The 13,272-nt window shown below is 47.8% G+C and carries 11 protein-coding genes; 3 read left to right on the forward strand and 8 right to left on the reverse strand.

Translation table 11 applies throughout. From position 1 onward, the window contains the following. The first annotated feature begins 95 nt into the window (after positions 1-95). On the forward strand, positions 96-1,298 hold the full coding sequence (gene argJ, locus ACJJI3_RS22275) for a bifunctional glutamate N-acetyltransferase/amino-acid acetyltransferase ArgJ (RefSeq protein WP_444940968.1): 1,203 nt from the start codon (positions 96-98) through the stop codon (positions 1,296-1,298). A 9-nt stretch (positions 1,299-1,307) separates the two neighbouring features. Then, complete coding sequence (gene mutT, locus ACJJI3_RS22280) at positions 1,308-1,706, forward strand: 8-oxo-dGTP diphosphatase MutT (protein ID WP_444907511.1); 399 nt, start codon at positions 1,308-1,310, stop codon at positions 1,704-1,706. Positions 1,707-1,759: 53 nt separating this feature from the next. Here mutT and yacG read toward each other — a convergent pair whose 3' ends face one another. From yacG to pilB, 5 genes are all read right to left on the reverse strand, one after another. Continuing rightward, complete coding sequence (gene yacG, locus ACJJI3_RS22285) at positions 1,760-1,975, reverse strand: DNA gyrase inhibitor YacG (protein WP_108734183.1); 216 nt, start codon at positions 1,973-1,975, stop codon at positions 1,760-1,762. 52 nt (positions 1,976-2,027) lie between these two features. Continuing rightward, positions 2,028-2,636: a dephospho-CoA kinase gene (gene coaE, locus ACJJI3_RS22290; protein WP_444896377.1), complete on the reverse strand. Its 609-nt coding sequence runs from the start codon at positions 2,634-2,636 to the stop codon at positions 2,028-2,030. 111 nt (positions 2,637-2,747) lie between these two features. Then, a complete protein-coding gene (locus ACJJI3_RS22295; protein ID WP_444940969.1) occupies positions 2,748-3,632 on the reverse strand; it encodes a prepilin peptidase in 885 nt (294 codons plus the stop codon). 5 nt (positions 3,633-3,637) lie between these two features. Next, the gene (locus ACJJI3_RS22300) at positions 3,638-4,852 is read right to left on the reverse strand and encodes a type II secretion system F family protein (RefSeq protein WP_444940970.1); all 1,215 of its coding nucleotides are present in this window, start codon (positions 4,850-4,852) and stop codon (positions 3,638-3,640) included. 188 nt (positions 4,853-5,040) lie between these two features. Beyond that, entirely contained in the window at positions 5,041-6,753 is a 1,713-nt protein-coding gene (gene pilB / locus ACJJI3_RS22305) for a type IV-A pilus assembly ATPase PilB (RefSeq protein ID WP_444940971.1), read from the reverse strand. Between the two features lie 393 nt (positions 6,754-7,146). On the opposite strand from pilB, the gene ACJJI3_RS22310 reads away from it, so the two are divergent. After that, on the forward strand, positions 7,147-7,569 hold the full coding sequence (locus ACJJI3_RS22310; RefSeq protein ID WP_444940972.1) for a pilin: 423 nt from the start codon (positions 7,147-7,149) through the stop codon (positions 7,567-7,569). 185 nt (positions 7,570-7,754) lie between these two features. Here ACJJI3_RS22310 and ACJJI3_RS22315 read toward each other — a convergent pair whose 3' ends face one another. From ACJJI3_RS22315 to imuA, 3 genes are all read right to left on the reverse strand, one after another. Then, complete coding sequence (locus ACJJI3_RS22315; RefSeq protein ID WP_444940973.1) at positions 7,755-10,931, reverse strand: error-prone DNA polymerase; 3,177 nt, start codon at positions 10,929-10,931, stop codon at positions 7,755-7,757. Between the two features lie 82 nt (positions 10,932-11,013). Continuing rightward, positions 11,014-12,519 (reverse strand): Y-family DNA polymerase, encoded by a 1,506-nt coding sequence (locus ACJJI3_RS22320; protein ID WP_444940974.1) that lies wholly within the window; start codon positions 12,517-12,519, stop codon positions 11,014-11,016. A 21-nt stretch (positions 12,520-12,540) separates the two neighbouring features. Beyond that, positions 12,541-13,248 (reverse strand): translesion DNA synthesis-associated protein ImuA, encoded by a 708-nt coding sequence (gene imuA / locus ACJJI3_RS22325; protein ID WP_444940975.1) that lies wholly within the window; start codon positions 13,246-13,248, stop codon positions 12,541-12,543. Between the last annotated feature and the right edge of the window lie 24 nt (positions 13,249-13,272).

Consider the following 13,272-nt stretch of genomic DNA (forward strand, 5'->3'; position numbering starts at 1 on the left):
GATAATGTCGACCGCTCATTTATTTCCGCTAATCCGTTTGGGTGGACCGGGGTCTAGGTTTGCCTGCGCTGTGATAGCCCAAAGTCGTTATTCTTATGCCTGAATTATCCATACCCGTTGTCGAAGGAGTTCGCCTCGCCAGTGTACCTGCCAGGGTCAAAGACTGGGAACGCAATGACCTGTTGTTGGTTGAGCTTGCTGAAGGAACTTCAGTTGCAGCCACTTTTACCCAGAATACTTTTTGTGCGGCTCCAGTAATGGTTGCTAAAGAGCATATCGTCAAAGGAGAAGTGCGAGCCTTGGTGGTTAATGCCGGCAATGCCAATGCCGCTACTGGGGTAAGGGGGCTGGCGGATGCCCGGGCTACATGTGAGGCGGTGGCAGATGCACTGAAGATTTCCGCTGAGCAAGTATTGCCTTTTAGTACTGGCGTCATTGGTGAGCACTTACCGATGGAGAGGTTACTCGCTGCTATTCCGGGGTCTGCTGGACAGCTTGATCCCGCCGGATGGGAGTTGGCGGCCGAGTCCATTATGACTACGGACACCCGGCCAAAGATTGCGAGCCGCAAGTTAATGATTAATGGTGAAGAGATTGCCGTTGTCGGTATTGCCAAAGGTTCCGGCATGATCCAGCCGAATATGGCTACCATGCTCGCCTATGTCGCCACTGATGCTGGTGTAACGCAGCCCCTGCTAGATCAAATGGTGCGCGAAGTTGTCGCGGCTTCATTTAATCGAATTAGCGTAGACGGAGATACCTCGACGAATGATGCTTGTGTTTTGATGGCCACAGGTGCGCGGGGGGAGATGATCAGCAGCTCTGAGAACACTGGCTACATGGAGCTGTACAGAGCAATTTCGGAAATACATATAGAGCTGGCCCAGGCCATTGTCAGGGACGGTGAGGGGGCGACCAAGTTTGTTACCGTACAAGTGGATGGCGCGCTCAGCAGTGTAGAGGCCTTGGCAGTAGCTTTTGAAGTCGGTGATTCTCCGCTGGTGAAAACTGCACTTTATGCTTCAGACCCTAACTGGGGTCGGCTGGTTATGGCGATCGGCAATGCTATCCAAGGCGAGTTAGACACCGATAAGGTGGAGATTTTCCTCGATGATGTACAGGTGGTAAGTGCCGGTGGGCGCGCATCTGGATATCAAGAGCAGGCTGGAGAGCGGGTATTTTCAAAACCCGAATTTAAAATCCGTATAGAGCTGGGTCGCGGTGTCTGCAGTGAGCATATCTGGACCTGTGACTTCTCTCACGAGTATGTCACCATCAACGCAGAATATCGGACTTGAGGTAGTAGAGTGAGTAAGGTTGTCCATGTTGCTGTCGGTGTAGTAACCCGAGGGGATGGCAAGATCCTGATTGCCCGCCGTCCCGACCATTTGCATATGGGAGGGCGCTGGGAATTTCCCGGTGGCAAGGTGGAAGCTGGTGAGTCTGTGCAGGAGGCGCTCTATAGGGAGCTACTTGAAGAAGTGGCCATTGAAGTACAGGAGTTGCAGCCGCTGGTGGAAATTCGTCACGATTACCCTGAAAAAACCGTGCTGCTGGATACCTGGCAGGTAACGCGGTTTACGGGTGAGGCCCTCGGGCGAGAGCAGCAGGAAATCAAGTGGGTATCTGCTGGGGAGCTGGACAACTTCCACTTCCCCGACGCCAATCAAGCGATTATTGAAGCGGTAAAAGGGAGTTTCTCCTAAGCTTCATCTTGAACAGCTGCTTGCAGGCAGCTGTTCAAGTGAGTTGGATGGCCTTAATGGCGGGGCTTGTTCGGGTCCAGGTCATCACTCAGCACATCGTCATACACTGACTCCCCGGGAATCTTGTGTCCCTCACTAGCCCATTCGCCGAGATCAATCAGCTTGCAACGTTCGCTACAAAAAGGTTTGAAGGGAAACTTATCGCTCCACTCAATGGGCTTTTTGCAGGTAGGGCAGTTGAGTGTCGGCGTTACGCTGGATTTAGGCATAAGTTAGCTTGGGCTCTAAAGTGATCTGAATCGGAATTGTACTCTAATTAACTTAGCCCGATTGTTTCAACCGGACAATCCGTAAGTACTCCCGATGGAGCTGCTCTACTTGATCTTTGAGTGAAGCTAAGTCATTAGCGTTATCCAGCACATCATCCGCCTTCTCTAGTCTTTGCTCCCTTGTCAGTTGGGCCGTCATGATTTTGCGAATCTGTTCCTGCTGGCTGTTATCGCGCGCGCTGGCGCGCTCAAGCTGCAAAGCCTCGGGTAGATCGACTACACAAATCCTGTTAACGAGCTCATATTGGCCTGACTCAATCAGGAGGGGGGACTCCAATATTGCGTAGGGCCCCTGGCTTCCGTTCAGTGAGGAGGTTATCTCCTCTCTTATCAGTGGGTGTAATAGACTTTCCAGCCATTGCCGTTCGCCTGGGTCGTCAAATATTAGTGTGCGCAGTTTGCTCCGGTTTAATTCGCCACTTTCCAGTAAGACATCGGTCCCGAAGTGTCGGGCTATCTGTTCCAGAGCGGGCTTTCCCGGTTGTACCACAACCCTTGCCGCCCAGTCTGCATCTACTACATTAATGCCCAGGTCACGGAAATACCCAGCGGCTGCTGACTTTCCGCTACCGATCCCGCCGGTTAAACCTACGGTAAACAATGGCTGCCCTCCCCAAGAATAAATAAGGTTGCGGTATAAATAAAAACCCCGGCCAGATAGCTGGCGGGGGTCATAGTAAAGCAAATAGTAGGAGAGTAGTGAGTTGGTCGTTTAGCTACTAAGACCAGCGATATTAAAATACCAGCTCATGATTTGATCACCCCAAAGCATAGCGATCCAGCCCGCTCCGGCAAGGTAGGGGCCAAAAGCGATGGGCAAGTTGCGATCCCGCCCTACGGCAATGCTCCAGGAAATTCCTGCAATAGCTCCCACGACAGCGGAAAGCAGGATGACCATCGGTAGCACCTGCCAGCCAAACCAAGCTCCGATAGCTGCCAGGATTTTAAAGTCACCAGCCCCCATACCTTCTTTGCCGGTAACAATCTTAAAGATGTGGAACACTAGCCAAAGAGATAGGTAGCCGGCAATAGCACCGATTACTGCGTCCTGCAGAGAAGCAAACACTCCCCAAATATTGATGATTAAACCGGCCCAGAGTAGCGGCAGAGTAATACTGTCTGGAAGCAGTTGCTTGTCAAAATCGATACCTGTTAAGGCGACCAAGGCCCAGGTAAAAAAGCATCCAGCCAGTGCCTGCCAGGTGAAGCCCAATTGCCAGACAACGATAGCGGTCAAAATGCCGGTAATCAGTTCCACCATTGGGTAACGTTTGGAAATGGAGGTACCACAGGAGCCGCACTTACCGCGAAGAAATAGGTAGCTAACAATGGGGATATTTTGCCAGGCTTTGATCTCAACATAGCATTTGGGGCAGTGGGAGTGTGGGAGTACCAGATTAAAAGGCTTTTCTAACTCTTTCTGCTCCTCGCTAGGAGGATTTTTATCAAAGTAACTATAGAAGTCCCGCTTATATTCCCGCTCCATCATTACGGGGAGGCGCAGGATCACGACGTTTAAGAAGCTGCCTATAAGTAGGCCCAAAATAAAGGCGCTGCCTATGAGCAGTGCCGGGTAAAAGGTTAGGGTTTCAATCATCTGTTTTAAACAACTTGACCTAGCTGGAAAATAGGTAGGTACATGGCGATCATTAGGCCGCCGACTAAAACGCCAAGTACTGCCATAATTAACGGCTCCAACAATGTAGTGAGGTTGTCGACCATATTGTCGACAGCCTCCTCGTAGTAGTCTGCGGCTTTACCTAGCATTTCATCCAGGGCACCAGATTCTTCACCGATAGCTGTCATTTGCACCAGCATGGTGGGAAAAACTCCTGATGTTCGAAGTGCAGTATTTAGTGGGATACCAGTGGCAACAGAATCTCTAATCTTTAATGTTGCATCAGTGTAGACACTGTTGCCTGTGGCTCCTGCAACAGATTTCAGGGCATCAATTAGAGGTACACCTGCAGCAAAGGTTGTGGAAAGTGTGCGAGCAAAGCGTGCTGCAATGGAGTTATATGTAATTTGTCCCAAAATGGGTAATTTTAAAATTAGCCTGTCAAAAAAGTCTGCTACCGTTCTATTGCGTTTTTTGGCCTCTATAATGCCGCCAATGGTGAGAATTATAATAATAAGCGCAATAAACCAATAATCCTGCATCCAGTCTGACATGCGGACTACAAGTTGTGTAAATGCGGGCAGGTCTGCTCCAAAACCGGCAAATGTTGAAGCAAACTGGGGAACTACTTTGATTAGCAATATGGATGTTACAATAATAGCAACTAAGATAACCGCAATGGGATATGTCATCGCCTTCTTGATTTTTGCCTTTAAGGATTCTGTTTTCTCCTTATAGGTAGCAATCCTGTCAAGCATGGTTTCAAGTGCGCCAGATTGCTCACCCGATGCAACCAGGTTGCAAAACAAATCATCAAAATAGATAGGGTGTTTACGAAGTGCATCAGCAAATGGGGTACCTGATGCAACTTCGTCGCGTATTTTAAAGATTAGCTCCTTGACTCCTTGGTTATCCAAACCGTCGGCAACAATTTCAAAGCTTTGTACCAGAGGTACTCCGGCCTTCATCATGGTAGCCATTTGACGAGTAAATAACGCGATATCAGCGGGTTTGACTTTCTTTTTCCCTCCCCCAAAGAGAGGTTTGGGTTTTTTTTGAACACGGTTCGCAATAATTCCCTGCTTACGCAGCTGGGCCTTGACTAGGGCTGGGCTAGTACCGCTGATCTCCCCTTGAACCTTGGTGCCTTTGCTATCTACACCTTTATAGATATATTCAACTGCCGTGGCATTAGCCATAAATGCTCTTCCTGCTCTCTGTCTCTTGCATACAGTTGCTAAACTTACAAGATCCGACTCTTCATTCTTTCAATTGGTTTCTAACGATGTATGGGAGCATAAAGCTCAACTTTTAAGATGCGTACAGATCTCTTCTACTACTTTTGTGTTCTTCATGCGAAGCCATAATCCTGCCAGTTAGGCAGATGTTAATCTTTAGTTACCCTATTGGCTTCTTCAAGGCTGGTAACACCCATTACAACTTTTCGTAGGGCAGAAACTCTCAAGTTATTAAAGCCCTCCTCTCTTGCCTGGTCTGCAATCTGAATGGAGTTACCTCCTTCCATTATAATTCTGGAGATACCATCAGTAATGCGAACCACTTCATACACGCCCACCCGCCCCTTATAGCCTTTTGAGCAGTGCTCACAGCCTACGGGCTGAAAGATAGTCCATTCAGTTTGTGGGATTGTAACTGCTGAAAAGCCCTCTGCCTCAAGTACTTCCTGCGGTAGAGAGGCTGGCTTTTTGCATTCATTGCATAATCTTCTCGCCAAGCGCTGGGCAATAATGACACTCACTGAGGTCGCGATATTAAAAGTGGGTACACCCATATTCATTAGGCGAGTTAGGGTTTCGGGTGCAGAGTTGGTGTGTAGTGTTGAAAGCACCAAGTGTCCAGTCTGAGCTGCTTTAATAGCAATTTCAGCAGTCTCCAAATCCCTGATCTCCCCCACCATAACAATATCAGGGTCCTGACGTAAAAATGAGCGAAGGGCTTCGGCAAAGTTAAGGCCCACTTTAGCGGAAACGTTAACTTGGTTTATTCCCTCTAAATTAATTTCCACTGGATCTTCGGCAGTAGAAATGTTGCGCTCTGGTGTATTGAGGATGTTCAGGCCTGTGTAGAGTGATACCGTTTTGCCTGAGCCGGTAGGGCCAGTAACCAAGATCATACCTTGGGGCTGAGCTAAGGCATCCATATAGATTCTTTTTTGCTCGTCTTCATAGCCAAGAGCATCAATCCCCAGTTTGGCGGAAGAGGGGTCGAGAATTCGCAATACAATTTTCTCTCCCCAAAGGGTGGGCAGGCTGTTAACACGAAAGTCGATGGCTTTGGTTCTGGAAAGCTTCATCTTAATGCGGCCATCCTGGGGGACGCGTTTCTCAGAGATATCCATCCTGGACATAACTTTTAGGCGAGCGGAGAGGCGGCTGGCTAATTGGATAGGGGGCTTGGCAACTTCATGTAGTACACCGTCAGTTCGGAAGCGTACTCGGTAAGATTTCTCATAAGGTTCAAAGTGAATATCAGAGGCGCCGGTTCGAATCGCGTCCAGTAGTACTTTGTTCACGAATCGTACAACTGGCGCTTCATCTCCTCCTGGCTCATTGTCATTGTCGGTATCCGGTTCACTGTCGTCGATATTTAGCCCGTCCAACTCTTCATCGTCAACACCCTCGAGCCCGGCACCTATGTTGTCGTTTTGGGAGAGATAGCTTTCGATAGCTTTACCAAGCTTATCGGCTTCAACTAGAACTGCATCGGTGTTTAGGCCGGTATTAAAGTTGATTTCATCTAAAGCGGCGAGATTGGTGGGGTCTGCTACGGCAACAAAGAGGCGGCTACCACGCTTGTAGAGGGGGAGCGTAAAATGCTTGCTGATCAGTTTTTCATCAACAACGTCCCTGGGGATTAGTTCAAAGTTATAGCTTCCCAGTTCAAAGAGCGGTGTACCAAACGCAAGGGAGGCGATGCTGGCAAGCTCTTTTGCTGAGACCAGTTTGGCCTCGACAATATGTTGGGCATAAGTCTGGTTTTCTCTACGAGCGGCTTTGAGTGCCGAGATTGCTGTGGTTTCGTCGAGCACTTGGTCTGCGACCAAGCGCTTTGCCAAACCGCTAAGGGGGGAAGTAGTCATGGATTGGGATGCCACATAGTGTTATTGCAGAGTTTACGCCTACATGTTTTCTTTAATCTGGAGCTGAGCTGAACCATTGCTGAGGGCGTAGCCTGAGCCAATATAGCGAATTAGCCGAAGTGAGCCAAATCAGATACATTGTGTGTGGCTCACAGCCTTGGGGGGAATTCACAGTGACAATTTTTGTCACTCTTGGGTCAGTATTGTCATATAGTGTTCACTTCGAGTACTGGCGTGATTTGTGGAGTGATTAACTTCTCAATCGCAAAGGCCAGGGCCATCGGCAGCTTGCAAGAATTGGCACAAACCTTGTATCGTATTCTGCGATTTCCTCACAGGATATATTTCCTCACGGAACTCATATTTACTTAAGTCTGTATGGAGACGGTTACAATGAAAAAGCAACAGGGTTTTACTCTTATTGAATTGATGATCGTAGTGGCGATCATTGGTATTTTGGCTGCCGTGGCGCTGCCTGCTTACGAGAACTACCAGAAGTCAGCGCGAGGGGTAGGCATGACTACCGCAGTTGGCGCTTACACGACTGCGGTGGGCGTAGTAGTACAAACCGGTGAGGTTGCTGCTGTAGGGGATATTAGCGCCGCCTCTGGTGTTCCTAGTGCAGATGACCTAAAGGTAGATCCGAACATTAAAACAGCGGTAATTGATGCTACTACTGGCGCTTTAACCTTGACTGGTACTGATGGTCAGGGTGGTTTGACTCTCATCGCAACACCCGCGATCGATAGCAACGCAGTTACCTGGACTTACACAGGTACTTGTGTAGATCAGAAGATCTGTAAAGGTTTTTATTAAGTTTTACCCTGGTATTCCGCATAGGGTTTTATTTAAGGGTTATGCATTAGCATGGCCCTTTATTTTTGCGCTTATTTTAGAACAAGCATTATTTCTCACTAACCTAGCAGCTGCCCGTGACGTGCTTTAGGTTTATGTGCATCTCTCTTGCTGGACTTGTTTCTCCAAAATCGGGGAAATAGGCTTCAATGAAAATTCCGGATCATTTGTTTTAAGCCTATGTCTACCTGTTTCATTGCAAATGCCTTTAAGTGAGTAACATTATATTTATTGTTGCTTCTGTAGTTGGCCAATTGAACCCACCCGCTAACTACAAGTACTTTTCCTTTGAGGATTTCCTGTCTATATCTTTCTTGGATGTGTCTATGAACAATAACATTAATATTTCCTGTTTCATCTTCCAGTGTTAGGAATAGCAGCCCTGAGCTGCTGCTTGGTCTCTGTCTACAGGTTACCATTCCAATAACGGTAACACTTCTTTTATTGCCGCAGAATGCAAGATTTCTTGCTGCTATACAGTGGCGCCAGTTTTTCTGCTGTCGAAAGATGGCGATAGGATGCATATTTAGTGTGAGTCCAGTACTCGTATAATCACCAGTTATATTGTCCTTTATAGAAGAATTTGGTAAATATGCAGTATGTTGGTAATTAAAGTTGCTTTTTATGGATGTCCAGTTGTCTTGCAGGCGGTTTCGACTAAGGCTGACAAATACATTGGCCTGGGCTAGGTGAGCGAGTTGTTCGCTGTTAACACTTAATAACTCTTGAAATTGTGCTAGCGATTGAATTTCCATCTTTTTTCTGAGTGTTAAAATCGATTTACTGGTAGCTTCTTTTAATCCCTTTATTAAGCGCATGCCTAAGCGTAGGCTTGGAGTTCTGGTGGTGGATTCTGGTTTTTTCTGAAGTGGTGATAGTGGTTGACTGGTTTGCTGGCTGATTTTTATATTGTAATTTTTCTTGGATGCTTCTTGGCCCGGATAGAGTATGTCTCGGATTTCTAGGTTGTGATCCCAATAGCTATAAAGTACATCAATAGGCAAAACCTTAACTCCGTGGCGTTGAGCATCATAAACCAGCTGTGCCGGCGCATAGAATCCCATCGGTTGGCTATTGAGCAACCCACAGTAAAAGGCCGCTGGGTGATGGTATTTAATCCAGGCAGAAAAATAGGCTAAAAGCGCAAAGCTTGCAGAGTGAGATTCGGGGAAGCCATAGGAGCCAAAACCTTTCATCTGGTTGAAGAGCTGTTCAGCAAAACTTTCCCTATAGCCATTACTTTGCATCCCCCGCACAAGCTTATCCCTGAATTTATACAAGTCCCCATTTTTCCCCCAGCTGGCCATGGCTCGGCGAAGCTCATCCGCTTCACCGCCGCTAAACCCTGCTGCGACCATCGATAGTTGAATAACTTGTTCTTGAAATATAGGAACACCGAGAGTGCGCTCAAGCACTGGGCGTAAACTGTTATGTGGATAGCGCACGGTCTCCAACCCCTGCTTGCGTTTCAAATAGGGGTGTACCATGCCGCCTTGAATTGGTCCGGGGCGGACAATGGCGATCTCTATAGTAAGCTCATAAAAATTTCGGGGTTGTAACCTTGGCAGCATGCTCATTTGAGCGCGAGATTCAATTTGAAAAACTCCAACGGTGTCGGCCTTGCACATCATTTCGTAGACCTGTGGATCTTCGGCGGGAATATCCTGCAATCGCAATTTGGGGCCGTATAGAGCAATATAATTCAGGGATTTACGCAGTGCAGTTAGCATGCCCAGGGCGAGCACATCGACCTTCATTAGTTTTAAATCTTCGATATCCTCTTTGTCCCATTGGATTAGGGTGCGATCCTCCATAGCGGCATTTTCAATTGGAACCAGCTGGTATAATGGTTGTTCTGTAATAACAAAACCACCCACATGTTGCGACAGATATCTTGGAAAACCATATATTTGCTGCAGTAACTGTGGGAACATTTTTCCTACTACGCTGCCCGGATCTATTCCTACTTTCTGCATCTGCTGGGGGAAACTATCTAGAGTGTCCCACCAGGCACGTTCAGCAATAAGTTGTTCTATTGTGGCAGCGTTGATACCAAGGGCTTTGCCGATATCCCTTACGGCGCTTTTAAAGCGGTAGGTGATCTTACTAGCTGTAAGTCCAGCTCTTTCCCGGCTATATTTTGTGTAAATATACTGAATAACTTCTTCGCGTCTTTCGTGCTCAAAGTCTACGTCAATGTCTGGGGGTTCATTGCGTTCCCGTGAGATAAACCGTTCAAATAGCAATCCAATTTTATGAGGATCTATCTCTGTGATGAATAGGCAGTAGCAAACTACTGAATTGGCTGCGGAGCCACGGCCCTGGTACAAGATATGATTTTCGCGGGCAAACTGGACTATATCGTAAATGGTTAGAAAGTAATGCTCATATTGCAGTTCTGCTATTATTGCGAGTTCTTTATTGATAATCTCATCAATTCTCTTTTCAGGACCCTGTGGCCAGCGAGCAGCCCTTCCTATTTGTACTAGCTTTTTTAAATAGCTGCTCGCATTACTTTCTTGAGGGATAACTTCTGATGGGTATTCGTAACTGAGTTCGCTCAAGCAAAAAGTACACTGTTTGGCAATGAGGTTGGTATTGTCTATAGACTCTTTGGAGTGTAACGACTGGATATCACCTAATCTGCGAAGATAACGTTCAGCATTTTGCTCAATACGATACCCTAGATTATCCAGGGTACAATTATGGTAATTTGCGTTGAGTACATCTTGTAGTGGCTTTCGGCTATAGCAGTGCATCAATACATGATTGGTTGCAATCAAGGAAATATTCTCTCTTCTTGCAAGCTCAGTAATTCTATTGCACTTAAGGCTTCCCTCTGCGTGTAGGTGATTGTTGATGGCAATGTAAAGCCGTTCGCTGAAGGTTTTCTTGATTTCTTCAGGTATTTCTATTTCATTAAAATTTGGAATCCAGATGGCAATTAGGTTTTTGCATAACTCTGTCAAGTCACTTTGATAAGTAATGTAGGTTCCTTTTTCCGCCCTTAAGCGTGATTTTGAAATTAACTGACATAGCTCGCTGTAGGCAGTTTTGTCCGGAGCCAGTAGAACTATTTCTATGTTGTTATGGAGCCGGAAATAACTGCCAAAAATTAGTTTAAACTCGGGATTTTTAGAGTCTGTAGACTTGATGGTTTCAAGTTCTTTATAGGCTCTAACGGCTCCGGAAAGGGAGCATTCATCGGTGATAGCAAGGGCTGTATATTGCAGATCGTAAGCAGCGTGGACTAATTCCTGTGGATGCGATGCCCCCTGCAGAAAAGAAAAGTTGCTTTGACAAAAGAGTTCGGCGTACTTCATGCTGATTCTCTCGGCGCCTATCTGTTGATTGTGATGGGGTTGGGATTTTGGTGAAGATCAGTATTACAAAGGGGGATTAGGCTTAGCTATAAACGCCATGTAAAAACCACTCTTCGGTTGTAAGATCCTGAAAGACCCAGTAGAGCTCATCTCTTCTATTTCTTGCGATATAGTAATCCCGCCCGTGACGCCCGTGCTGCCACCAATAGCCATCAATTCGCTCTGGCCCCTGTAATAGTTGTAGCTCTCCCTGATAAAATAATTTGTGCTCGCTATTTTCCAGTTTGGTTGGATGAGCTAATAGCCAATTGGGGCGCGGTGCTTGGATGGGTTTGATTTGCTGTTCCTTAGCGTTACTTTTAATTATCAGGGTATCTGTATTTTGCCAGGCCTCCTCTGGTAGGTAGCTTTCTTTTAGGGCAATTCCCGAGAGTGCTTGATGACCGAGGCGGGCTTTTAATTTGTCTAATAGCTGTTGATTGCGTTTATGTTGGCTGCCTTCACCAAATAAATCTTCATCCAGTGATCCCTGCTCCAAGGGGAGTAAATGCTTGCAATTTAAGCTGATGGACTGCACTGGCTGATCAAGAGTTACTCTTTCCATTTGCAGCTTGGTTAGTGCTATTAGGCGTTGAGGATCCAACTGCGGAGTGGAGAGTTCTACGGTTATTACCAGAGATTTATTTTGGCCGAAATCCATATGCCAATTTAACTGTTGTGTGTAGAGCTGGCGTCGCTGCAACTGGGAGCATAATTCCCTTAGTAGGCGACCGATAGGAAATAGCAGCTGTTCGCTATTATCCAAGGGACTGGGGAAAAATAACTCGCTGCGGAATTGTGCTGGGGGCTGATAACTACAGACTGGATCTTGGCGAGTTCCGTTCAGGCGTGCCAGGTAGTCCACAAATGGGCGACCAAAACGAGAGCCTACCTCAGAGAGTGGAATAGCGAGCAGCTGGCTTACTCGCTTGATACCACATGCGTAGAGCTTGGAAATAGTTTTGTTGTCGCAACTAAGGAGCTTGGAAGGGGCAAAGCTAATCCACTGTCTCCACTGCTGAGGGCTGGGCGGAGAATCTGATTGCGTAAGCCAGTGCCGGTGTACGGTCAGTTGGCTTAGCATATGAGCTGCACTGGGGCTGTGGCCGAGGCCCATCAGGCTGTGGATTCCCATCTGCTCAAGCTCATCGCTCAGCTGCTGTATCAATGCCTTGAAGCCACCGCTGGCCTTTAGGCAGCCGCTCAGCTCCAGGTAGAGGTGGGCGGGAGTGCTCTCACCATTGCTCATAGGCCCTGCGGACTGAGGTGATACAAGTGGTGTAAAGCTGTATGCCCACTGGGCCAGTTGCTGTAATTCTTGTTGTTCCCGCTGGGAATCGCGTTGTAGCAGCTGTAAATCTGCACAGAGAGCAGACGCAGTGGCAATACTGAGCCCGGTCTCAACGCCGCATTGGGATGCCGCTGGGTTTCTATCAATCACCAACTGTTTTTCAACCACAACTTGGGGTAGAGCCTCTTCTCCTTGTTGCTGAGCGCGGGTCAGAACTTCTAACGGAAGCCTGGGGAATTGAATACAAAGCCAGAGCATGGAGCTATCCCTCGAAACCGTTCAGTGCATTGGTTGGTCCCGTCGGACCAGTTTTGCTGCTCTTGCCAAATAGAGGTTTTGGCCTGAATTTCCACCCAATTGCTTTAAAAGCCTTAGTGCCAGCTCTCCTTCCCTGGGTGTGAGCTGTAGGCGCAAGCTCGCGGGTGAGGGGTTTGCTGATTCACACTGAGGGCGAAAGTGGAAGTGCAGACAGTCCCCATTGCGGGCAGCGAGTTGCAGGCGACGAAGATCTTTATGGTTCAGGGATTGCCGCCCCTGCCAGCTGAGTAAGGCACCACAGCTTCCGGATTGTAGGGACTGCTCGATCGCCCAGAGAGTATCCTTGGGGCCTCGGGGGTGCAGGATCAGCAGGTTCTCAAGGCGGATACCACTGTTGGCCAATGAGGGCGCATAGGGGATATGGGGTGGATTGACCAGTATGACCATTTGCCCCCTCTGAGTGAGGCCTGCCAGGGCCGGTAGTATTAAGGTGAGTTCACCGATACCCATCTGGTCCATGAGTAGCTCAGTAGTGGCCCCTCTTGGCCAGCCGTGGTTCGCTAGGAGGGCATCGAGGCTTGGATAACCACTGGCGATGCCGTTTCGCTGTCGTCGGGGTTCATTCGCTGCTTGCCAGATGTCGGCTCTGGTGAGTAACTGTGCCAGTTTCTGGTGTTTTGCCTGGCTTTCTAACTGATTGTTTTCTATGAAGTTTTCTGCGCTGCCCACGATTCCACCACTGAATTTTAGTCC

The sequence above is a fragment of the Microbulbifer maximicatervae (SeqCode) genome (assembly GCF_052466985.1).

Coding starts and splice junctions, on each gene's coding strand:
- ACJJI3_RS22320 (WP_444940974.1), bottom strand. CDS start 12,519: ATGCTCTGGCTTTGTATTCAATTCCCCAGGCTTCCGTTAGAAGTTCTG.
- pilB (WP_444940971.1), bottom strand. CDS start 6,753: ATGACTACTTCCCCCCTTAGCGGTTTGGCAAAGCGCTTGGTCGCAGAC.
- argJ (WP_444940968.1), top strand. CDS start 96: ATGCCTGAATTATCCATACCCGTTGTCGAAGGAGTTCGCCTCGCCAGT.
- ACJJI3_RS22300 (WP_444940970.1), bottom strand. CDS start 4,852: ATGGCTAATGCCACGGCAGTTGAATATATCTATAAAGGTGTAGATAGC.
- yacG (WP_108734183.1), bottom strand. CDS start 1,975: ATGCCTAAATCCAGCGTAACGCCGACACTCAACTGCCCTACCTGCAAA.
- ACJJI3_RS22295 (WP_444940969.1), bottom strand. CDS start 3,632: ATGATTGAAACCCTAACCTTTTACCCGGCACTGCTCATAGGCAGCGCC.
- ACJJI3_RS22310 (WP_444940972.1), top strand. CDS start 7,147: ATGAAAAAGCAACAGGGTTTTACTCTTATTGAATTGATGATCGTAGTG.
- ACJJI3_RS22315 (WP_444940973.1), bottom strand. CDS start 10,931: ATGAAGTACGCCGAACTCTTTTGTCAAAGCAACTTTTCTTTTCTGCAG.